The organism is Longimicrobium sp. (genome assembly GCF_036554565.1).
Taxonomy (GTDB): Bacteria; Gemmatimonadota; Gemmatimonadetes; order Longimicrobiales; family Longimicrobiaceae; genus Longimicrobium.
In genome coordinates this window covers 1-21,444 of sequence record NZ_DATBNB010000691.1, presented here as the reverse complement: position 1 = coordinate 21,444, position 21,444 = coordinate 1, and the positions used below count along the sequence as shown (strand labels likewise).

22 protein-coding genes and 1 tRNA gene are annotated in these 21,444 nt (G+C 69.7%); 10 read left to right on the top strand and 13 right to left on the bottom strand.

Features of this window, described 5'->3' with window-relative positions:
* The first annotated feature begins 125 nt into the window (after nt 1-125).
* The 5 genes from VIB55_RS19290 (at nt 126) to VIB55_RS19270 (ending at nt 2,791) form a co-directional block, all read left to right on the top strand.
* Nucleotides 126-638: a phage tail protein gene (locus VIB55_RS19290; protein ID WP_349263053.1), complete on the top strand. Its 513-nt coding sequence runs from the start codon at nt 126-128 to the stop codon at nt 636-638.
* 13 nt (nt 639-651) lie between these two features.
* Nucleotides 652-1,176 carry a phage tail protein gene (locus tag VIB55_RS19285; protein WP_331878299.1) on the top strand — a complete coding sequence of 175 codons (525 nt, stop codon included), beginning with the start codon at nt 652-654 and terminating at the stop codon, nt 1,174-1,176.
* 11 nt (nt 1,177-1,187) lie between these two features.
* Nucleotides 1,188-1,706, top strand: coding sequence for a phage tail protein (locus VIB55_RS19280; RefSeq protein ID WP_331878298.1), 519 nt, complete (start codon nt 1,188-1,190; stop codon nt 1,704-1,706).
* Between the two features lie 107 nt (nt 1,707-1,813).
* A complete protein-coding gene (locus VIB55_RS19275; RefSeq protein WP_331878297.1) occupies nt 1,814-2,293 on the top strand; it encodes a GNAT family N-acetyltransferase in 480 nt (159 codons plus the stop codon).
* Nucleotides 2,294-2,464: 171 nt separating this feature from the next.
* On the top strand, nt 2,465-2,791 hold the full coding sequence (locus VIB55_RS19270; protein ID WP_331878296.1) for a DUF6916 family protein: 327 nt from the start codon (nt 2,465-2,467) through the stop codon (nt 2,789-2,791).
* A gap of 67 nt (nt 2,792-2,858) precedes the next feature.
* Here VIB55_RS19270 and VIB55_RS19265 read toward each other — a convergent pair whose 3' ends face one another.
* Both VIB55_RS19265 and VIB55_RS19260 read right to left on the bottom strand, forming a co-directional pair.
* Nucleotides 2,859-3,716: a hypothetical protein gene (locus VIB55_RS19265; RefSeq protein ID WP_331878295.1), complete on the bottom strand. Its 858-nt coding sequence runs from the start codon at nt 3,714-3,716 to the stop codon at nt 2,859-2,861.
* 19 nt (nt 3,717-3,735) lie between these two features.
* Nucleotides 3,736-4,230 carry a phage tail protein gene (locus VIB55_RS19260; RefSeq protein ID WP_414681988.1) on the bottom strand — a complete coding sequence of 165 codons (495 nt, stop codon included), beginning with the start codon at nt 4,228-4,230 and terminating at the stop codon, nt 3,736-3,738.
* An 854-nt stretch (nt 4,231-5,084) separates the two neighbouring features.
* Here VIB55_RS19260 and VIB55_RS19255 point away from each other — a divergent pair.
* Nucleotides 5,085-8,399: an Ig-like domain-containing protein gene (locus tag VIB55_RS19255; protein WP_331878293.1), complete on the top strand. Its 3,315-nt coding sequence runs from the start codon at nt 5,085-5,087 to the stop codon at nt 8,397-8,399.
* A gap of 90 nt (nt 8,400-8,489) precedes the next feature.
* On the opposite strand, the gene VIB55_RS19250 is transcribed toward VIB55_RS19255, so the two are convergent.
* The 4 genes from VIB55_RS19250 to VIB55_RS19235 form a co-directional block, all read right to left on the bottom strand.
* Nucleotides 8,490-8,786 carry a DUF6916 family protein gene (locus tag VIB55_RS19250; protein ID WP_331878292.1) on the bottom strand — a complete coding sequence of 99 codons (297 nt, stop codon included), beginning with the start codon at nt 8,784-8,786 and terminating at the stop codon, nt 8,490-8,492.
* Nucleotides 8,787-8,827: 41 nt separating this feature from the next.
* Nucleotides 8,828-8,950, bottom strand: coding sequence for a hypothetical protein (locus tag VIB55_RS19245; protein ID WP_331878291.1), 123 nt, complete (start codon nt 8,948-8,950; stop codon nt 8,828-8,830).
* A 277-nt stretch (nt 8,951-9,227) separates the two neighbouring features.
* A complete protein-coding gene (locus VIB55_RS19240) occupies nt 9,228-10,010 on the bottom strand; it encodes an enoyl-CoA hydratase/isomerase family protein (RefSeq protein WP_331878290.1) in 783 nt (260 codons plus the stop codon).
* Nucleotides 10,007-10,885, bottom strand: coding sequence for a 3-hydroxyacyl-CoA dehydrogenase family protein (locus VIB55_RS19235; RefSeq protein ID WP_331878289.1), 879 nt, complete (start codon nt 10,883-10,885; stop codon nt 10,007-10,009). The genes VIB55_RS19240 and VIB55_RS19235 overlap by 4 nt, the downstream gene beginning before the upstream one ends.
* A 171-nt stretch (nt 10,886-11,056) precedes the next feature.
* Between VIB55_RS19235 and VIB55_RS19230 the strand changes: the two genes are divergently transcribed.
* Nucleotides 11,057-12,217: an FAD-dependent oxidoreductase gene (locus VIB55_RS19230; RefSeq protein WP_331878288.1), complete on the top strand. Its 1,161-nt coding sequence runs from the start codon at nt 11,057-11,059 to the stop codon at nt 12,215-12,217.
* Nucleotides 12,218-12,286: 69 nt separating this feature from the next.
* Here VIB55_RS19230 and VIB55_RS19225 read toward each other — a convergent pair whose 3' ends face one another.
* From VIB55_RS19225 to VIB55_RS19195, 7 genes are all read right to left on the bottom strand, one after another.
* On the bottom strand, nt 12,287-12,745 hold the full coding sequence (locus tag VIB55_RS19225; RefSeq protein ID WP_331878287.1) for a surface-adhesin E family protein: 459 nt from the start codon (nt 12,743-12,745) through the stop codon (nt 12,287-12,289).
* Between the two features lie 235 nt (nt 12,746-12,980).
* A complete protein-coding gene (locus tag VIB55_RS19220) occupies nt 12,981-13,769 on the bottom strand; it encodes an enoyl-CoA hydratase/isomerase family protein (protein WP_331878286.1) in 789 nt (262 codons plus the stop codon).
* Nucleotides 13,766-14,971 carry an acetyl-CoA C-acyltransferase gene (locus VIB55_RS19215; RefSeq protein ID WP_331878285.1) on the bottom strand — a complete coding sequence of 402 codons (1,206 nt, stop codon included), beginning with the start codon at nt 14,969-14,971 and terminating at the stop codon, nt 13,766-13,768. Before VIB55_RS19215 ends, VIB55_RS19220 begins: the two co-directional genes overlap by 4 nt.
* A gap of 61 nt (nt 14,972-15,032) precedes the next feature.
* Nucleotides 15,033-15,332, bottom strand: a complete 300-nt coding sequence (locus tag VIB55_RS19210) for a type II toxin-antitoxin system HicB family antitoxin (protein ID WP_331878284.1) — start codon at nt 15,330-15,332, stop codon at nt 15,033-15,035.
* An 84-nt stretch (nt 15,333-15,416) separates the two neighbouring features.
* On the bottom strand, nt 15,417-16,886 hold the full coding sequence (locus VIB55_RS19205; protein ID WP_331878283.1) for an aldehyde dehydrogenase family protein: 1,470 nt from the start codon (nt 16,884-16,886) through the stop codon (nt 15,417-15,419).
* 389 nt (nt 16,887-17,275) lie between these two features.
* A complete protein-coding gene (locus tag VIB55_RS19200; RefSeq protein WP_331878282.1) occupies nt 17,276-18,103 on the bottom strand; it encodes an enoyl-CoA hydratase/isomerase family protein in 828 nt (275 codons plus the stop codon).
* A gap of 41 nt (nt 18,104-18,144) precedes the next feature.
* The gene (locus tag VIB55_RS19195; RefSeq protein ID WP_331878281.1) at nt 18,145-18,810 is read right to left on the bottom strand and encodes a TetR/AcrR family transcriptional regulator; all 666 of its coding nucleotides are present in this window, start codon (nt 18,808-18,810) and stop codon (nt 18,145-18,147) included.
* A gap of 159 nt (nt 18,811-18,969) precedes the next feature.
* Here VIB55_RS19195 and VIB55_RS19190 point away from each other — a divergent pair, with 159 nt between their 5' ends.
* The 3 genes from VIB55_RS19190 to VIB55_RS19180 all read left to right on the top strand — a co-directional run.
* Nucleotides 18,970-19,734, top strand: a complete 765-nt coding sequence (locus VIB55_RS19190) for a hypothetical protein (protein WP_331878280.1) — start codon at nt 18,970-18,972, stop codon at nt 19,732-19,734.
* Between the two features lie 13 nt (nt 19,735-19,747).
* Nucleotides 19,748-19,831, top strand: a tRNA-Leu gene (locus tag VIB55_RS19185).
* 187 nt (nt 19,832-20,018) lie between these two features.
* The coding region (locus VIB55_RS19180; RefSeq protein WP_331878279.1) for an Ig-like domain-containing protein at nt 20,019-21,444 on the top strand (1,426 nt) is incomplete at its 3' end.

Here is a 21,444-nt window from a genome sequence, read left to right as displayed (position 1 = left end):
CAGGCAGACCTCCACGGTCTGCCTGCCCGTCCGGCACCGGAGGGTGCGGTTTTGGCCCTTGTGCCCCGGCACCTCCCGCCGGGGTGTTCCGCAGTCCCACCTGGCAAGCTCTGAAAGGAGCATCTATGTCGGAACCGTTCTTGAGCGAGATCAAGGTCGTCTCGTTCAACTTCCCACCCAAGGGATGGGCGCTGTGCAACGGGCAGTTCCTGCCCATCAACCAGAACCAGGCGCTGTTCGCCCTTCTGGGCACCACCTACGGCGGGAACGGGCAGACCACCTTCGCACTTCCCAACCTGCGCGGCCGCTTGCCCATTCACATGGGGAACGGGCATATCCTCGGGGAAGCCGCGGGGAGCACCGGCGTCACCGTTACGATTCAGCAGCTGCCGACGCATTCCCATTTCCTGAATGCCTCGGCCAGCGACGGAAACCTGCCGGTGCCCTTCGCCAACAACCAGGGAAACCTGCTGGCGCGCGAGGTAGACCAGGTGTACGGGCCCGCCGCCAACCTTTCGCCGGTGGCGGCCAGCACGGTCACCAGCGTGGGCGGAAGCCAGCCCCACAACAACATGATGCCCTACCTGACGTTGAACTTCATCATCGCGCTCCAGGGCATCTTCCCCTCCCGCAACTGAACGGAGCCAACAAATGGCGCAGCCTTACGTCGGGGAGATCCGGATGTTCGCCGGAAACTTTCCCCCGGTGGGATGGATGTTCTGCGAGGGCCAGCCGCTGCCCATCTCGGAGAACGAAGTACTGTTTCAGCTGATCGGCACCACGTACGGCGGGGACGGGGAGGAAACGTTCAACCTGCCCAACCTGGCGAGCCGCGTGCCCATGCACATGGGCACGGGGCCGGACGGCACCACGTACCAGATCGGCGAGATGGCGGGAACGGAGCAGGAAACCCTGTCCGTGCAGCAGATCCCCAACCACACGCACCCGCTGCTGGGCTCCACCACGCTGGCGAGCTCGGCCGACCCCGGGGGCAACACCGTGGCCCAGTCGCGGGTGGCGGGCAAGGACATGTACGTCGAGGACGATCCGACGGTAGCCATGGCCGCGAACGCCATCACGCCCGTGGGGGGCAGCCAGCCGCACGAGAACACGCAGCCGTTCCTCTGCCTGAACTTCATCATCTCGCTGTTCGGGATTTTCCCGAGCCAAACCTGAGGAGCGCGAACATGTCTGACCAGTTCGTGGCGGAAATCCGCATCTTTCCGTTCAACTTCGCCCCCACCGGGTGGGCGTTCTGCGACGGGCAGCTGATGCCCATCTCGCAAAACACGGCGTTGTTCGCCCTTCTCGGAACCGTGTACGGCGGCGACGGGAAGAGCACCTTCGCGCTTCCCGACCTTCAGGGCGCCGCGCCCATGCAGCCGGGACAGGGACAGGGGCTCTCGTTGCGGGACCTGGGCGAGATGTCGGGTGTGGAGAGCATCAGCCTGCTCGTCTCCGAGATCCCGGTGCACACCCATACGCTGATGGGCTCCAACAGCCCGGGCGACAACCCGCTGCCCACCAACAACGCGATCGCCCGGTACTCCAACGCGTACCAGAGCAACACCGCGGCGAACCTGACCCAGATGGCGTTCCAGGCGCTTCCTCCGGCGGGGGGCGGCTTGCCGCACAACAACATGCAGCCGTACCTGACGCTCAACTTCTGCATTGCGCTGCAGGGGATCTTCCCCCAGCGTCCCTGAGCGCCACGGGGCGACGGGCGAAGGGGGTGGCCTGCCGGGCCGCCCCCTTTGCGCCTTGTTGGGAACGATTGTATTGAACCGGTTTTCCCGGCCTCTCAACACCAGCCATGAACATCACCCTCCGCCCCATTACCGAAGCCGACCTGCCCTTTCTTCTCGACCTATACGCCACCACGCGCGAAGAGGAGTTGAAGCAGGTTCCCTGGACGCCGCAACAGAAGGCGAGCTTCGTGCGCCAGCAGTTCGAAGCCCAGCATGCCTACTGGCAGGAGAACTACCAGGATACCACGTGGGACATCGTACTTGCGGACGGGAGCGCCGCGGGGCGGCTGTACGTTGCGCGGTGGCCGGACGAGATCCGCATCGTCGACATCGCCCTGCTCCCGGAGCACCGTGGAAGCGGGATCGGGACCGGGTTGCTGCGGCGGCTCATGGCCGAAGGGGACGCCTCGGGGCGCAAGCTCAGCATCCATGTCGAGATCTTCAACCCGGCCCGCAGACTGTACGAACGGCTGGGGTTCACGCAGGCGGGCGACCGGGGCGTGTACCTGCTGATGGAGCGGCCGCCCGAGGGGCACCCCGGGTGAGCCTCGTGCCAGCAACCGAGATGGCGAGCGGGCCCCCGGTTCGGCGTTCGTCGCCGCACGTGCCAGCGTCCGCGATTCGCGCTGCGGGGGCAAACCAAGATCCAGGAGCATCTCATGCAGGACCGGAATGATACAGGGAACGAGAGGGCGACTGCCGCACCTGTTGCTGCCGTGCCCCGGCTCGGCGCTGAGCCGGGCACGTACGACGACTTCACCATCGATCGTTTCCTTCCGCGCGTCGGCGAGGTATTCCACGTCGTCGGCGAAGCATCGGAGCCCATAGCCATCCTCCTTTCCGAGATCACGCGGCTCGCGAGCGACGACTCGCCGATCCGCACCCGGATGCCGTTTTCGCTGGTGTTTCATGCTCCGCCGGGCGTGCGCCTGGAGCAGCAGATCTACCGGGTGGAAAATCCGGAGATGGAGCCGTTCGACTGCTTCCTGGTGCCCATCGGGCCGGACCCGTTCGGAATGCGGTTCGAGGCCGTCTACACCTGACCTCTCGGGAAAACGGAGAACGGGCGGCCCAGCGGGCCGCCCGTTCTTCGTTTCAGGGTGGGTGAGCTCAGCGCACGGGCGGCTCGCGGTTCTCCAGCGCGTGCGTGTAGAGCTGCTCGATGCCGTCCAGGGCCCGTCCGGCGTCGGCCTGCGAAGCCTTGGACAGGTCGCTCAGTCCCGTCGCGGATGCTACGGCGGCGACCCGTACCCAGGCGGCGGGGCTCAGGTTGGGACGCGCCCGGCGGAGAGCATCGAGGTTCTGGACCAGGTGCGGCGGGGCCCCCCCCGGTGCGGGCTGCCGCTCCGCCTGCTCCGCCGCCTTCAGCATGGCATCGATCTGCGCCTGCGTAACGCCCGGAGTTCCACGCATGGCTTCAGCCTGCTCGCGAAGGAGGCCGACCGCCTGGCCCCGGGACGCATCCATTCGCGTGCCCGTGAGGTGCGCGCCGACGGCCGACATCCGGCCGCGGACGTACCACATCTCGGCGGGCTGATACCCCAGCTTTCGGGCGGCTCGGACGAACGACGCGTCCACGAAGTCACCCCATAGGGCCCTGGCCGACCGGGGGCGCGGGCCGGAGTCGGTGGCGGGCCGGGCGCGCGCGCGCTCCGCCTGCGCGGCCGCCTGCTTGCGCGCCTCGGCCCCTTCGGCGCGGATCCGCTCGACCTGCGCGAGCGTCGTGCGAAGGTAGCGGTCTACCTGTTCCGGGGTAAGGCTGCTGTCCGCCGGGGGCGCAAACGCGGCTTGCTCGGCGGCGGTGACTTCGGGCGCGTCGCCCGCCCGGTCGCGAAAACAGCCGCTGGCACTCAGCGCGACGAGCGCGAGCGCCAGGGCGCGCAGGGCGCGGGTGGCTGCACGGGAAATGTGTGCCTCCTTCGTGGGGAAATGGAACAGGCGGGCGGCGCCTGTTCCGGCGCCGCCCACGAGTCCGGCAGAACGGACCTCAGTTGTGCGACGGGAAGATGCCCTGGAGCGCGATGATGAAGTTCAGCGCCAGGTAGGGCATCATGTTGTTGTGCGGCTGGCTTCCGCCGACGCTGGTCACGGTGCCGGCGGCGAGCGGGCTGAGGTTGGCCGCGGGTCCGTACACCTGGTCCACTTCGCGGGCCAGGAGGTTCGGCTGGGGAGCGGACGGCACCGGGAGGTTTCCGTCGAGTGCCGACGCCTGCAGCACGTGCAGATGCTGCGGCATCTGCTGGATGTTGACGGTTACGCTCGTGCTTCCCGCCGCTTCGCCCAGGGTATGTCCGTGGCCCCTGTGAATGGGCACCCGGCCCCGCAGGTTGGGAAGCGCAAAATTGGTCTGCCCGTTCCCGCCGTAGGTGGTGCCCAGCAAGGCGAACAGCGCCTGGTTCTGGTTGATGGGCAGGAGCTGGCCGTTGCAGAGCGCCCATCCCTTGGGCGGGAAGTTGAACGAAACCACCTTGATCTCCGACAGGAACGCCTCGCTGCCATTCGCGGGGCCGACGTCCCGTTGGCCCTCGTCGTCTTCCTTGGCGGTGCCCAGCGGGTTGAAGTTCTCGTCGACGCACGCGGCGAGCAGCCCCGGGACGAGAAGGGCGCCCGTGCCGAACGCGACTCGGCGCAGCACCTCGCGGCGCGTAATCTGGTTCGCGGCGCGGATTTCTTCCGCGCTGCGTTCGTGATCTCCAGGATGGATGATCATGGCGATGGCTGGGGGAGGTGGGGGGAGGTGCACCGGTCCGGAGGAACCGGATTGGGGCCTACTCTCTGACAGCGGATTCGCCGGGGATGGCGGCAACGCGCGGTAGATGTGGCGGCAGGCAAGCCTTCAACTTGGCTGCCGCAAGCCCATGTGTCAAGCGTTCCTACGCCACCTACGCCTGGCCTGCCGGCGACTTCGGCCGGAACGGCTGACCGCCCCGCGCCGTTGGGGCCTGTGCCTCCGCAGGCGCAGCCGCGGGTAGGATGGGTAGTGTATCGGCGTCTCCAGGTCTCTGTTCCCGCCAGCGTTGTACCCATAGCGTCTCATTTCTGGGTCAGCCTTGTCCCAGCAAGGCAGGCTCCTGATCCTTGCCACGCTGGTTTGCCGGCTCTGTCCGTGGGCATGGGGCGGGCACCTCGCCCGGCGCGGTTCATGCCACATTATCTTGCCGCCGGGCAAGGTGGCAGCACGGGCGAGCCGTTCCCGCGGACCCCTTCCCATGCCCGGCGCCACCCATCGACTGCCGGAAAACGACATGATCTACTGCCGCTCCCCTCGCGCCAGCGAAAGGACGGTGGAAGCTGCGTTGTCTGGCCTACTCGCCCGCTTTCCCACATAGAGCTTCCATGTTGCGATCCAAGTACGGTTTCCGCGCGGTGCTGCTGTGCGCCCTCGCCGCCTGTTCGGGTGACATGACCGCGCCCACCGCCCAGGACGAGGCGCTGAGCGCAATCTCCGACGGCGCCCACGGCGGATCGGTGCCCGGCTTCTATTTCCTGCCTCCAATGGCGCCGCCCGCTCCCTACTCCGGCACCTTCGATGCGGCGCTGCAGCCCCGCGTCGAGATCTGCCAGCTGGCCGGAGCCGCCTGCGGCCCCATGGTGGCATCCTACTCGTTCGGCAGCGGGTCCGGCTCGGTGCGCGTGGACGCGGCCGCGCAGCATTACATCGCCAACTGGAACACGCCCAAGTCGCTGGACCCGGCTGCCTTCTACCGCGTGCAGGTGTTCGTGGGCACCTTCCGCTTGGGCTACGCCGACGTGGACGTGGTCCGCACCGGCAAGGAAAAGAACGACGTCGACCAGACGCGGTTCGTTCCCGTGATCGCCGGCCAGACGCTGCCGGTGAAGTTCCGCATCGAGACGGGGATCGCCGGCGGTGTGGTGGTGAGCCCGGCCACGGCGTCGGTGGCGGTGGGCGGCACCCAGCAGTTCACCGCCACGGTGACCGACCTGCACGGCAACCCCATCCCCGGCGCGCCGGCAGCCTGGTCCAGCTCGGCCACGGCCGTGGCCACGGTGGACGCTTCCGGGCTAGCGACGGGGCGGGCCACGGGGCAGGCGACGATCACCGCCACCTCGGGTGCGGCCTCCGGGTCCGCGACGCTCACCGTCTTCAACCCCAACACCCCGCCGGTTGCGGCGCCCGACACCTTCCAGGCCATCGGCAACGTGACGGTACCCGTAGCCGCGCCCGGCGTGCTGGCCAACGACACGGACGCCGAAGGGAATGCGCTGTCCGTGGTGGCGGGAACGTATCCCACGACGGCCGGCGGAAGCGTGGTGCTGAACGCCGACGGCAGCTTCACCTATCGGAGCGCCGCCGGGTTCGCGGGGACCGACAGCTTTACCTACACCGTCACTGACGGCCAGGAGTCGGTGAGTGCGTCGGCCGCCATGGTGTCGGCGTACCGGGTGTGGTACGTGGACAACGCGGCGGCGGGGGCGGGCGACGGGCGTGACGCCTCGCCGTTCACCGCGCTGTCGGGGGCGGAGGGCGCGTCCGCCACGGGCGAGACGATCCTCCTGCGTACCGGCGCGGGTGCCTACGGCGGCGGCATCGCGCTGAAGAGCGGGCAATCGCTGACCGGCCAGGGCGTCGCCTCGGACGTGACGGCGATGCTGAACGGGCAGACGCTGGTCCTGCTCGCTGCCGGCGCCGCGCCCACCGTGACCCGCGCGTCGGGAACGACGGTGCAGGTGGCGGCCAACAACGTGGTGCAGGGCCTGGATGTGGCTTCTGCCGCGGGCGCCGGTATGGCGGGGAGCGGCTTCGGCACGCTGACTGTCGCCGCCGTCTCGGTGACGGCGCAGGGCGGCCCGGCGCTGGACCTGTCGGCCGGCAGCGTGGCGGGCTCGTTCACGTCGCTTTCGTCAGCGGGCAGTCCGGGTTCGGGCATCCGCCTGGTGGGGGTGGGCGGATCGTTCTCGGCCGTCGGCGGAGCCATCACCGGTGCGGGTGCCGCGGCGGTAGACGTGATGGGGGGGGCGGGATCATTCTCCTACGGCGGCAGCGTTGCGGCCGCGGGGCCGCTTGCCGTGTCGGTTACCGGCCGCACTGGCGGCGCCCTGGTCTTCGGCGGCACCATCGGCTCCACAGGGCAGGGGATCGCCGTGCAGAACAACGTCGACGGCAGCATCGCCTTCACGGGCGCCAGCAAGTCGCTCTCCACCGGCGCGAACCCGGGTGTGCTGCTTTCCAACAACGGGGGCGCGAAGGTTTCGTTCGGCGGCGGCGGGCTGGCGATCGCCACCACGTCGGGTGCGGGCTTTTACGCGGCGAATGGCGGCACCGTGACGGTGACGGGTGCCGGGAACAGCGTCGTCAGCACGGGTGGTGCCGCCGTGCACGTGCAGGACGCCGCTATCGGCGCCGCGGGCCTGTCGTTCGTGAGCGTCTCGGCCACGGGCGGCGCGCACGGCATCGTCCTGGTCAACACCGGCTCGTTGAACGGCATGCAGGTTACCGGCAGCGGAGCCGCGGCAAGCGGCGGAAGCATCCGCGGGATGACGAGCGACGGTGTGCGCCTCGAATCTGCGCGCAACGTGATCCTGTCGTTCATGGACGTGCGGGAGAACGCGGGCAACGGCGTCTACGGGAACGACGTAGCGGACTTCCGCATCGAGGGCAGCACGGTGGTCCGAAACGGCGACGCCGCGGGCGAGGCGGGGCTTCGGTTTGGCCGGCTGGTGGGGAGCAGCGCGATCACGAACACCACCGTAGCCGAAAGCTTCGACGACAACGTACGCCTCACTCCCGACGCCGGCGTGCTCACCATGCTGTCGGTGGTGGGCAGCAGCTTCCTGAGCACCTCGCCCACGGGCGGGAACGGCTTCACGGTGCTGGGTTCGGGCACCGCTCAGGTCATGGTTGTCGTCTCGGGCAGCACCTTCGGCGGAAACCGTCTGGCGGGGTTCCTGGCGTCGTCGGGAGACCAGGCCGACCAGTCCATATCCATCGCCACCAGCACGTTCCGCGACAACGGCGTGGGTGTGGACCTGGCAACCGACCTCTCGGGCGACCTGGCGTTTGGACTGGTCGGAAACACGCTGGTCCGGCAGCGCGGGAGCGGCGTCTCCGTCCTCTCGTCTACCACCAGCACCAACGGTTCCCGTGTCCGCGGTACGATCACGGGGAACCAGGTGGGTGACGGCACGCCGGATTCCGGCTCGCGGAACGCCTTCGGGATCAGCGTGGACATGCGCGGCGACGTGGACGCCGTGCTGGCGGTGACCAACAACACGACGCGGAACACCGACTTCGAAGGGATTCTCGTGCAGTCGCGCCTGGACAACGACGCCGACGCCGAGAAGGGGCGGCTGGACCTGACGCTTCGCGGGAACACGGTGGGCACTCCCGACGACAACTCGTCGGTTCCGGTGGGCTCGGTGAACGGAACGCGCGTGGAGGCGCGCAACACCACTACCCTGTGCATGGACATCGCGGGCAACTCGTCCGGCAGCGTCGGCGCGGCGACGCAGTTCCGCGTGCGGCAGCGGGAAACGTCGGGCTTTCAGCTGGAGCGGCTGAGCGGGGCCGCAAACGACGCGCTGAACGTCGGTTCGTTCATCGCGGGCCAGAACGCCCCCGGGAGTTCGGGCAGCGCCACGCTGGCGACCACGTATACCGCCGTGGCGAACGGCACCTGCCGAAAGCCGTGAGTCCAGGCGCCTGACATCCGCAAGACATCAAACGACCCGGAAGGCATTCGCCTTCCGGGCCTTTGATGTGCCGCTTCGCGGGTGGGGCGCTCAGGTGATCACGGATTCGTAGCGCATGCCGCGTTCGTCGGGGCCAAGGGGCACCAGGAACAGCTGGAACGGTTCCATTCGCTCGTTCTCCATGCTGTACGTGCCCTGGGGCACGATGGCTTCCGGGATGGTGTGGAAGATCAGCGAGAACGGCACTCGCGCCCGTTCGTCGCCGCCCCCCGCGCCCCAGGGGAACACGTCCGTGAGCTTCGTCGGCAGGCGTTGATCGCCTACAACGAGGTGGAAGAGCTCGCCGAGGCGTGGCCGGAACGTTTCGATCGTAAACGTGTCGAGCATGAGTGTGCCTGGGTGTGCGAGCGGGTGTGAGGCGCGGCCGGTCAGTCGACCACCAGCGCCGGAGAGTTGACGTTGTAGCCCACCAGGGCGGCTTTCCCGCCCCGGACCCGGAACTGGAACGTCTCGGTCCCTTCGGCTTTCTCGAACGTGGTCTGATACTTCAAGGTCACCTCCGGCCCCGACGTACCCGCCATCACATCCATTCCGCGGGTGCCGTGGCCGTGACTCGTCCCACTTTGCGGTGCAGCACCTCACCGGATCGCACGAAGTCGTCGCGGGAAATCTAGGACCTCAGCCTCGCGTCGGCGCTGTCGTACATCACCTGGAACTGGCGAGCATTGTACCTGTTGTGGAAAGCCATGATCTGCACTTCCGCAGCGGGCTTGGCGTTGCCTATGTTGCAGCCGGGCAGCGCCGTCGCGGCGCGGACTTGGAGCCCTGTCATCGCCCCGTGAACTCCGCCGTGCGCTTCTCAAGAAACGCCGCGACGCCCTCGCGCTTGTCGTCGCTGCCGAAGCAGGTGATGAACGCCTCGGTCTCGTACTGGAGCCCCGCGCTCAGCGGCATCTCGGCGGCGGCGCGGACGGCGGACTTGGCCATGCGCAGCGCGACGGGAGACTTGCCCGCCATCCCCCGGGCGAACTCCAGCGTCCGCTCGCGCAGCTCGGTCGCGGGGTGCACCACGTCCACCAGGCCGATGCGGAGCGCCTCGGCCGCGCCGATGATCTCGCCCGACAGGATCAGGCGCATCGCTTGGCCCGTGCCCACCACACGCGGAAGGCGCTGCGTGCCGCCGCCGCCGGGGATGATGCCCAAGTTGATCTCCGGCTGGCCGAGCTTCGCCGTATCCGCCGCCAATCGGACGTCGCAGGCCAGCGCCAGCTCGCACCCGCCGCCCAGCGCCAGCCCGTTGATCATGGCCAGCACCGGCTTGGGGTACGCCGCCACCTCGTCGAACACGCGGCGGCCCGTCATCGCCGCGCGCTGCTCCAGGGGCGTGCGCTGCGCGAACTCGCCGATGTCGGCGCCGGCCACGAACGAGTTGTCGCCCGCGCCGGTGATCACCAGCACCCGCACCCCGTCGTCGTCGCGCAGTTCGTCGAGGACGGCGATCAGCTCCGCGCGAACCTGCGCGCTGAGGGCGTTGCGCTTTTCGGGGCGGTCAATGGTGACGATCGCGACTGCGCCGTCGCGTTCCATCTGCAGCAGCTCGTACGCGCTCACCGGCCCTCCAGCGTCCAGTCGTAGAAGCCCTGGCCGCTCTTCTTTCCCAGCTTGCCTTCCGCAACCATCCGCCGCAGCAGCTCCGGCGCCCGGTACTGCTCGCCCCCCAGCTCGCCGTGCAGGTATTCGGCGATGCCCAGCCGTACGTCGAGCCCCACCAGGTCCGTCAGCTTCAGCGGGCCCATGGGGTGGTTGTAGCCCAGCTCCATGGCCTTGTCGATGTCCTGCGGGCTGGCGACGCCCTGCTCCACCATCCGCATGGCCTCCAGCCCCAGCACCACCCCCAGGCGAGACGACGCGAACCCCGGCGTGTCGGTGACCACGATGGGTTCCTTGCCGATCCGCCGCGCGAAGGCGAGGCAGGCGTCGAGCGTTTCCTGCGACGTTTCGCGCCCGCGCACAACCTCCAGCAGCTTCATGATGTGCACGGGGTTGAAGAAGTGCAGACCGATGACCAATCCCGGCCGCCCCGTGGCTTCGGCGATGCGGCTGACGCTGAGAGACGACGTGTTGGTGGCCAGCACGGCGTGCGCGGGAGCCAGGCGGTCCAGGTCGCGGAAGATGGCCGTCTTCAGGTCCATGCTTTCCGGCGCCGCCTCGATCACCAGGTCCGCGGGGCCCACCGCGTCGGCCACGTTCCTGGCCTTCCGCAGCCCCTGAAGGGCCCGGTCACGGGTTTCGATGGACACTTTTCCGCGGTCCACGCCCTTTTCCAGGTTGCCGCGGATGGTGTTGACGGCGCGCTCCAGCGCGTCGGGCTGCGGGTCGGAAAGCGCGACGGCGTAGCCTGCCATCGCGCACACCTGCGCGATGCCGTTGCCCATGGTTCCCGCGCCGAGCACGGCGACGGTGCTCATCGTCTGGTCGTCCGCCACTGGGTTCGCCCTCTGGTCGTGGTGCGGACGGCAGCTCGCCCGCGGATGTGCATCCGGCGGCAAAGTATGCGCGGGCGGGGCGGCTCGCCACCGCCGCCTCTTTCCACGCGCGGCGCACGGGCTCACAATTCATCCACTCGCGGCTGGGTCGCTCGTTCCGGGGAGGAGCCGGTGGAGAGTTACGACGTGGTGATCGTGGGCGGAGGGGTGATCGGGGCCAGCGTGGCCTGGCACCTGGCGGCGCGCGGCTGCACGCGCGTGCTGGTGCTGGACGCGGGCGCGGAGGCCGGGGCGGGGAGCACGGGGCGGGCGACGGGTGGCTTCCGCGTGCAGTTCGGGTCGGAGCCCAACGTGCGCCTATCTCTGCTCTCGCGCGACAAGATGCTTCGCTTTGCAGACGAGGTGGGCGCGGACCCCGGCTACCGTCCGTGCGGCTACCTGTTCCTGGCGGAGCGCGAGGAGACGCTGGCGGCGCTGCTGGAGGCGCAGGCGATGCAGCATGCGCTGGGAGCCACCGAGCCGCGGCGGGTGTCGGTGGACGAGGCGCGCGAGGTGAACCCGGCGATCTCGGTGGACGGCCTCGTCGGCGGGGTGCACTGCCCGACCGACGGCTTCATCCGGCCGCTCCAGATGCTGGCCGGCTACGCAGACGCCGCGCGGCGGTTGGGTGTGCGCTTCGAGTACGGCACGGCGGTCCAGGGATTTCGCTTGGACGATGGAAAGATCGCCGCCGTCCGCACGAACCGGGGCGAGGTGGCCGCGGGGGTGGTGGTGAACGCCGCAGGCGCGTGGGCGGGCGCTGTCGCCGTGATGGCTGGAGTGGAGATTCCCGTCTGGCCGCTCCGGCGCCAGGTCGCCTTCACCGAGCCGTTCGACGGGCTTCCCGAGTGCATGCCGCTCACCGCCTTCCTGGAAGCGGAGTTCCACCTGCGCGTCCGCGATGGGCGGGTGCTGCTGCTCTGGTCGGACCAGCCGAACACGAGCGACCCGTTCGACACCACCCTGGATCCCGACTGGCTGCCGCAGGTGGTTGCCCGCGCGCACCGCTGGGTGCCGTGCCTGCGCGACGCCAGGATCGACCGCGAGCGGTGCGTGGCGGGGCTGTACGAGATGTCGCCGGACCGGCACGTGCTGCTGGGCGCGGCGCCAGGGGTTGAGAACCTGTTCCTGGCGAACGGGTCGTCGGGGCACGGGGTGATGCATTCGCCCGCGCTGGGTCAGCTGCTGTCCGAGATCATCCTGGACGGAGCGTCGTCGTCGATGGACGTGCATCCCCTGCGCCCGTCGCGATTTGCAGAGGGGCAGCCGAACGCGGCGTCGGAATTCCTCTAAGGGGGAGCGGGCTGACGCCGCGGTGAAATTGTGAAGCCTCGCGACCTGCCGAGGTTTCACATCGATCCTTTATCGGCCCTGCTCTCGGTGTCGTGCGGTGATGCTGATCGCGTTGCAGACGGTCGGGAACATCTTGGGGCCGTACGGATGCGCCTCGAAGGCCCGCGCCACGCCAGCGGCGGGGGATTCAGCGAGCGGCTTGCCCACGCTGTCGCGAAGGATGGTTTCCAAATCCGTGACGCGCCGCACGCCGCAGTCCAGGGCGTGGCGCGTTTCGCGGGCCTTTACGACCGCGCCGGGCAGGCGGGGCGCGGAGTCGGGCTCCAGGAATTCGGTCCGCACCCAAACGATGCGGCGGGAGCCCTCACTCTGGATGCGCGAGGTATCCAGCGCCGTGTATCCCACGGGCCCCTTGCCGATGGTGAACCACGGCGCCGGCGCGAGCCCCTCGGGCGTCACGTCACTACCGCAGGCGGACAGGACGAGCAGCGATGATAGAAGCAGCAGCCACGGCAGGCGAACAGTCACTTGGGCGATGGGATCGGGGTGAAATAACTCGCGGCACGCGAGCGAGCGCCCGCCGTTCCGCACAGTCCGCGCAGGCGGACTTCGTGAAGTGCCAGCTGCGGTTTCAACCGCCGGGCGCGAGGTCGGGGGATCGCCACGGAGGGTGGAGCCACGAGTGGAATTACCCCGGGAGAAACTCCCACTGGTGGAACTACCACGAGTGGTACTGTCACTCGGCGGAGACGGTACTCCCCGATCACTCCCCCCGGAACACGGGCTTCCGCTTCTCGTTGAACGCGGTGATGCCTTCCTTCGCGTCCGCGCTGCGGAAACAGCGCATCTGCTGCTCGCGCTCGGCGGCGAGCATGGCGTCCAGGTCCGACGTGGGCGACGCGGCCAGGGTGCGCTTGGCCAGCGTGAGGGCGAGCGGCGGCTTGGCGGCGAGCTCCTTCGCCAGCTTGCGCACCTCGTCCATGAACCAGTCGTCGGCGAATACCTGCTGAAAGAGGCCGATGCGCTCGGCCTCGCGCGCATCCACCATCCGCCCCGTCATCACCAGCTCCGCCGCGCGCCCCGGGCCCACCAGGCGGGGCAGGGAGTGGGTGGCCCCCCAGTCCGGGTGCAGGCCGATGCGATTGAACGTAAAGCCGATGGTCGCGCGCTCCGAGGCGATGCGGAAGTCGCACGCCAGCGCCAGCGACGCGCCCGCGCCCGCCGCGGGCCCGTTCACCGCCGCGATCACCGGCTGCTCCACGCTGGCGAGGCGCCGGACCACGCGCATCCCCGCCTCCACCAGTCCCTCAAAGGTCTCGTCGTCGCCGCGCGCAAGCAGGTCGCTCATCACCTCCACGTCGGCGCCGGTGCAGAAGCCGCGGCCCGCGCCGGTGATGACGATCACCCGCACCTCGGGCGACGTCGCCGCGCGGTCGATGGCGTCGTGAAGGTCGTCGCGCATCCGCCCGGCGAAGGCGTTCAGCCGGTCGGGGCGGTTGAGCGTGATCCAGGCGACACCGTCCCCGATGGACAGCCGGATGGTGTCGCTCACGATTCCACCCGCTCAACGACCATCGAAATCCCCTGGCCCACGCCGATGCACATGGACGCCAGCCCGTAGCGCACGCCGCGCCGACCCATCTCGTGCACCAGGGTGGTGAGGATGCGCGCGCCCGACGAGCCGAGGGGATGACCGACCGCCACCGCGCCGCCGGAGACGTTCACGATCTCGGGGTCGATGCCCAACTCGCGCACGCAGGCCACGGACTGCGCCGCGAACGCCTCGTTCAGCTCCACCAGCCCCATGTCCCCGATGGAGAGCCCCGCCAGCGCCAGCGCCTTGCGCGTGGCCGGCACCGGGCCGATGCCCATGCGGTGAGGATCCACCCCGGCGACGGCGCTCGCGACGATCCGCGCCATCGGCGTGCGGCCCATGCGCCGGGCCGCCTCGGCCGAGGCGACCAGGAGTGCCGAAGCGCCGTCGTTCAGCCCCGAGGCGTTGCCGGCGGTCACCGTTCCCTTTTCCTTGCGGAACGCCGCCTTCAGCCCGGTGAGCGAATCCAGCGTGGTGTCGGCGCGCGGATGCTCGTCGGTGTCCACCACCTTGGGCGCGCCCTTCCGCTGCGGGATGGTGACGGGAACGATCTCGCTCGCGAAGTGGCCGGCAGCGATGGCGGCGGCGGCTCGCTGCTGGCTGCGCAGCGCGAACACGTCCTGGTCGGCGCGGCTGACGTTGTATTCCTCCGCCACGATCTCCGCCGTTTCGCCCAGGCTGACGGTCCACTCCGCCGGCATCTTCGGGTTCACGAAACGCCAGCCGAGCAGCGAGTCGGCCATCTCGGGCACGCCGCGGGCGAATCCCTCCGCCGGCTTGAGCATCACCCAGGGTGCGCGGGTCATGCTTTCCACACCGCCGGCGATGAACGTCTCGCCCTCGCCCGCGCGGATGGCGTGCATGGCGCTGCGCACCGCCTCCAGCCCCGAACCGCAGAGGCGGTTGACGGTCTGCCCGGGGACGGAGACGGGAAGGCCGGCCAGCAGCAGCGCCATCCGTCCCACGTTGCGGTTGTCCTCGCCGGCCTGGTTGGCGCACCCGAAGATCACGTCGTCCACGAGGGCGGGGTCCACGCCCGTGCGCTCCACGATCGCCCTGACGACCGTCGCCGCGAGGTCGTCGGGCCGCACGCTCGCGAGCGAGCCGATGAACCGCCCCACCGGCGTGCGGCAGGCGTCGATGATGTATGCGTCAGTCATGGAGAAGAAGTGCGTGAGTGCGGAAGTGCGTCAGTGCGTGAGTCGGTGCCTTCCGCGTGCATCAGCCATCGAGGGCCCGGAAGTGATCGAGCCGCAGGATGAACGGCTGCCGGATCCATCCATGATCATCCGCGGGGTCGAACTGGTCAGGCAGCGGATCAGGCATCCGTGCTGGAGGCCAGAGCCCTCCGGCATCGATAGCCTTGATCATCCGCCGCGTTTCCAGGACGAGCAAAACCGCATCCGCCAGGTTCTCGCGTGCTTCCTCCAGCGAGTCACCCTGCGTGAGCGCCCCCGGCAGTCCATCCACCCAGGCGACGTATCCCGTGGGCGTCTTCTCGAACACCGGTTTCATCGGCATGTGAAGCGCTCCATTCGAGAACGAGAGGCCGGTGCGTGAGAGGGCCCTCCGCGCTCACGCACTGACGCACTCACGCACTGGGTTTCACGCCAGGTTCACCCAGACGCTCTTCACCTGGGTGTACAGGTCCAGCGCGTAGCGGCCCAACTCGCGGCCGTAGCCGGACTGCTTGTAGCCGCCGAAGGGCGAGGCCGTGTCGAGGTTGTGGTACGTGTTGATCCACACCGTCCCCGCGCGCAGCTTGTGGGCGACGTGGTGCGCCTTCCTCACGTCCCTCGTCCACACGGCGGCGGCCAGCCCGTACTCCGACGCGTTGCCGATCTGGATGGCCTCGTCCATGTCGCTGAACGTCTGCACCGCCAGCACGGGGCCGAAGATCTCCTCGCAGGCGATGGTCATCCGCGGCGTGACGCTGCCGAAGACGGTGGGGTTCAGGAAGTAGCCGCGCTTGCCCCCCACCTCCACGCGGTCGCCGCCCAGCAGCAGCTCCGCGCCCTCCTGCTTGCCCTTTTCGATGTACCCCAGCACGCGCTCGATCTGCTCCTCCGACACCAGCGGCCCCAGGCGCGTCTTGGGGTTCATGGGGTCGCCCGGAACGAAGCCGGCCGCCCGCTTCAGCAGCTTTTCCACGAATTCGTCGCGGATCTTCTCGTGCACCAGCAGGCGTGAGCCCGCGGTGCAGGCCTGGCCGCTGTTGTAGAAGATGGCCATGCTGGCGCCGCGCACCGCCGCCTCGATGTCGGCGTCGTCGAGCACGATGTTGGGGCTCTTTCCGCCCAGCTCCAGCGACACCTTCTTGAGCGTATCCGCGGCCTGCCGCTGGATCAGCTTGCCGATGGCGGTGGACCCCGTGAAGGCGATCTTGTCGACGTCGGGGTGGTTCACCAGCGCCCCCCCGGCGCTCTCGCCGAAGCCGGGGATCACGTTCAGCACACCGGCGGGGAGCCCGGCGTCCGAGGCGGCGCGCGCCAGCTCCAGCGCGGTCAGCGGCGTCTGCTCGGCCGGCTTCAGGACGACGGTGTTCCCGCAGGCGATGGCGGGCGCCACCTTCCACGCGGCCATCTGCAGCGGGTAGTTCCACGGGATGATGGCCCCGCACACCCCCACCGGCTCGCGGCGCGTGTAGTTCAGGTACGGCCCGGGAACGGGGATCACGTCGCCGGCGATCTTGTCGGCCCAGCCCGCGTAGTAGCGGAAGCAGTCGATCGACTCCTTGATGTCGATCACCCGCGCCTCGCGCACGGGCTTGCCGTTGTCCATCGTCTCCAGCGCGGCCAGCTCGTCGGCGCGCTCTTCCAGCCGGTCGGCGATGGCGTACAGCAGCTTGCCGCGCTTGCGGGCGTCCAGGTTCTGCCACGCGTCGCTCTCGAACGCTTCGCGCGCGGCGCGGACGGCACGGTCCACGTCCTCGGCGCCCGCCTCGGCCACCTGCGTCAGCGGCTCGGCGGTGGCGGGGTTGATGGTGTCGAAGGTGCTGCCCGAGGCGGCGTCCTGCCACTCGCCCCCGATGAACAGCCGTCCCGGCTGGATGTCCAGCGTCGCCGTATCCGTCATGTGCGCTCGTTTGATGTGGTGCGTGCCTGCTGGAACTTCCGTAGGGTTCGAAAGGCTGCCTCGCATGCCGCGGCGGGCCCCTCCCCCGGCCCCCTCCCCCGGCAAACTGCGCCGGGAGAGGGGAGAACTTCGATCGGGGTTCGAGAGGGTGCCTCGCATGCCGCGGCAGCCCCCTCCCCCCGGCCCCCTTCCCCCGCTGCGCAGGGGAGGGGGAGAATTCAGTACGTCCAGACGCGCGAGGAAGCGGAACTCCCACCGCGGCAAGCCAGTCCACGCAGGTGGACTTCGTGTGGTCGTTGCAGCGAATTCATTCGCCCCCGCGGACCGTGCGCTACCAAAATAGCACGGGAGGGAGCACGAGGCTCCCTCCCGGTACGACCCTGCCAGGCTTACTTGCCCGTGAACTGCGCGGTGCGCTTTTCCACGTAGGCGTTCAGGCCTTCCTTGGCGTCCTGCGAGTTGAAGAGCAGCGCCTGCAGCTCGCGCTCCAGCGCCAGCCCCTGCTCCAGCGGCAGCTCGGCGCCGCTCTGGCACGAGCGCTTGATGTTGCCGACGGCGAAGGTGGCCTTGTTGGGGCGCGTGAACTGGCGGGCGTACTCCAGCACCGAGGCCAGGAACGCGTCGCGCCCTTCGGCGTCGATCACCCGGTTGACGATGCCCATGGCCGCGGCCTCGTCGAAGTCGATGTTGTTGCCCTGTACCATCAGCTCGATGGCCTTGCTGGTGCCCACCAGCTTGGTCAGCCGCTGCGTGCCGCCGGTGCCGGGAAGCACGCCCAGGGCCACCTCGGGAAGGCCGATCTTGCCGGCGCCCCGGCGCGCGATGCGCAGGTCGGCCGCCATGGCGATCTCCAGCCCGCCGCCCACCGTGTGGCCGTTGAGCGCCGCGATCACCAGCTTGGGGGTGTGCTCCAGCTTGAGCAGCGTCTCGTTGGCGTGCAGGCAGAAGTAGTACTTCCAGGTGGGATCGGCCTTCTGCAGCATGTTGATGTTGGCGCCGGCGCAGAAGAACTTTTCGCCCTTGCCCGTGATGACGATCACGTCGACCGTGTTGTCGAACCGCGCGCGCAGGATGCACGCGTCGATCTGGCGCATCATCTCGTGCGTGTAGGTGTTGGCGGGCGGATCGTCGAGGGTGAAGATCGCCACGCCGTCCTGCACCTCGTAGTGCACCAGCGTCTGGGTTTCGGTCGGCACGTCAGCGGCAAGCGTTGCCATCAGGTTGCTCCGGTGGTGAAGTGAAAGGTTCGGGCGCGGCGCTACTCGTCGGCGCCCGAGCGCCAGATCGACGGACGGGATTCGCCGGGCGCGGCCTCGCGCGCCAGCGCGGGAACCTTGGCGCCGGCGGGCTGGAATCCCTCGAGAAAGATGCGGTACATGTCGTCGACGATCTTGTCCAGCGGAACGTCGCGATCTGCCCGGTGCCAGTTGTACAGCCAGTTCATCATCCCGAACATGGCGAAGGTCGCCACGCGCAGGTCCACGTCGCCAGCCGGGCGGATCTCGCCCAGGATCTCCATCGCGATCTCGGTGAGGCGCCGCTTCTTGGCGTTCACCCGGCGGCGGAAATCGCCCGTCAGCGCCTCGGCCTCGTGCGAGAGCACCTTCATCTCGGCCGTGTTGGCGATGAAGTAGCGAAGGTGGTTCTCCATCAGCAGGCGCAGGCGGCGGTGCGGCTGCTCCTCGCCGGCCAGCAGCCGCTCCAGGTTGTTCAGCAGCGTGCCGAACGCGTGGTCCTGGATCAGGAAGAGCAGCTCTTCCTTGCTGTTGAAATAGTAGTACAGCCCCGACAGGCTGACGCCCGTGGAGCGCGCGATGTCGCGGATGCTGGCCTGGTGGTAGCCCTTCTCGGCGAAGATGGCGGCGGCCGCGCGAAGGATGCTCTCCAGCTTCTCGTCGTACGCGCTGCGCTCGTCCGTGCTCATCTGCGGGTGTCCGGGAAACCGTGTTCGAACGTCCGTCAACCTATCCCGCGCGCGGAAAGGGTGTCAAGCGTACAGAGGGGCCGCGGCTTGACCGCTGGCGCCCCGCCGCCCTATGTTTGTCGTCCCATTCCCGCGGTACCCGTTCCTGCCCGCAACCCGATGCCCCTTCGCGTTTTCCGCCCGCTGGCGGTGCTTTGTGCATCCGCGCTCCTGGCGGTGTCCGCGTGCGACGACGGGCCCACCGCGCCCACCTCGTACGTGCAGGTGGCGGGCGGCCAGGCCTGGGTGGCCGTCGCCGAGCCGCGTGGCCTGCCGCGGGCGGAAACCTGGCTCCCGTACCTGTCCCCCGCGCAGCGCGCCGGGGTGGATGCGCTTCGGGCTCGCGCGCAGCGGGCCCGCGCCGCCGGCCGGCCCGACGAGGCGCTGTCGTTCGAGGCGCAGGCACTGCGCGAGGCCGCCGCCGGGGTGGCGCGCGCGCCCGACGCGGGGCGGATGCTGGGGGCGCTGGCCGCGCTGGAGGCGTGGACGGACCGCGCCCGTGCCCGGCTGGAGCTGGGCGCCCACCCGGAGCTGGCCGCCGCCGCGGCGTCCGTCGCCGTCCGGGCGCAGGCGGCCCGCGCCGCCCTGGCCGCGGGCGACACCGCCGCCGCCGTGCGCCACCTGGGCGAGGGAACGCTGGCCGCGCGCGAGCAGTCGCCCATGGCCGTGGGGCTGCGGCTGCTGGCGAGCGCCGAGGCCCGGCTGCAGGCGGGCGCCGCGTCCGGCGCGGCCGAGCGGAACGCCCGCGCGCTGCTGTCGGGAGCGCGCGCCGGGCTCGCCTCGGGCGACAGCATCCGCGCGCTGCGCCGCGCCGTGTACGCGCTGCAGCTGCTGGAAGGCGCGCCGGCTCCGGCGGAGGTTGATCCTTCGAATCCCATCCGTTAGCTTTCGTCCGTCCGCCCGGATGGCGAAATCGGTATACGCAGCAGACTCAAAATCTGCCTCCCGCAAGGGATTGTCGGTTCGAGTCCGACTCCGGGCACTGCCGGCCCGCTCCACCTTCTGGAGCGGGCCGGATTTTTTTGGATGGACATACCGAGACCCCGGCTCCGCCTTCATGCGGACCGTGCCTCGTTGACGGGCGCCCGGCGCCCCGGCATCTTTGTTCCCCGCAGACCCACGCCCGCGGCGCCCCGCCGCTCTCTCCAATCCCGATCTTTCCCTCGCCGATGACTCCGAAGCTCCGCCTGGGCGCCCGTGCGCTCGTGCTGTCCGCCGCCCTGTCCGCGTGTGCCGACGCGGGCCCCGTCGCTCCCCCGGTCGAGGCCCCGGCCGCGCCCCCGCTCGCCGCGCTGGACTGCACGGCCCGTGTGGCATCGGCGACGGTGAGCTGCCGGGCCGCCACTCCGTCCACCGGACAGGCGCCGGGGCTGATCGTGGGCGGACAGGGTGAGTTCGTGTTCATGTCCGGCACGAACGCGGCGTATACCGCCATCGACAGCACGTTCAAGTTCGACGCGACGGTGCAGAACCTCATCCCGCAGCCGCTGGGCACCACGGACGGCACCACGCCGGACCCCGCCGGGGTGCGGGTGTTCTTCGCGTCGATGCCCGCCAGCGCCACCGGTGCGGTGTCGGTGAGGAACGCGTCGGGCACGGCGACCTTCCTGAACGGGGACGTGCCGTACTTCCAGTACAACGGCAACCTCGCGCACAACGCCACGTCGCAGCCGGTGACGTGGCGGTTCACGGTGGATCCCACCGTGGCCACCTTCACCTTCACGGTGTACGTGGCGGCGCAGGTCCCGCATCCCAACGGCTGGGTGGACGTCAGCCCGCCGGCGGACACGATGATGGCCGACTCGGCGCAGCCCCTGACGGCGACCGTGCGCGACGTGGTGGGGCGGCCCATCCCGGGGCAGACCATCACCTGGGGCTCGTCCGACCCCGCCATCGGTACGGTGACGGCGGGGGGCGTCGTGACCGGCGTAAGCCCCGGCACGGTGACCATCTCCGCCACCAGTGGCGCACGTAGCGGCACGGCGGCAATCGCCGTCTGTCCCAACCTGGCGGTCGGCGGCGTGTACGTGGCCGACAAGCCGGGGGGCGCGGACATCTGCCTGCCCGGCACCACCGGGGGGGCGGAGTACACCGTAATACCCATGAACCTTTCGCCCAGCACGGCGGGAGGGATGACGCTGGGGCTCACCGCCTCCGGCATCGTTCCGGCGGCCGGCGCGCCCACCCCCGTGCGGCTTCCCGGCCCGCCGATGAGCCTGGCGGGCGGGCTTCGGCGCGACGATGCGTGGGAAACCCGGCTTCGCGAGGCGGAGCGGCGGGAGCTGGGCCCGCTGATGGCCCGCGGCGTGGCGCGCGGTCCGGCGCCGCGGCGCGCCGTTACCCCCGGTGTGCCGGTGGTGGGCGGCCTGATGACGCTGAACGTGGAGACGGACCAGCCCTGCACCGCCCCCGACAACCGCACGGGCCGCGTGGTGCACGTGGGCACGCGCATCGTGATCGTCGCCGACACCACGAACCCGTCCGGGGGGCTGACGGCCGCGGATTACGCGGCGATTGCCGAGACGTTCGACACCCAGGTGTGGCCCTCCATCACCGCGGCGTACGGCGAGCCGGCGGACCTGGACGAGAACGGCG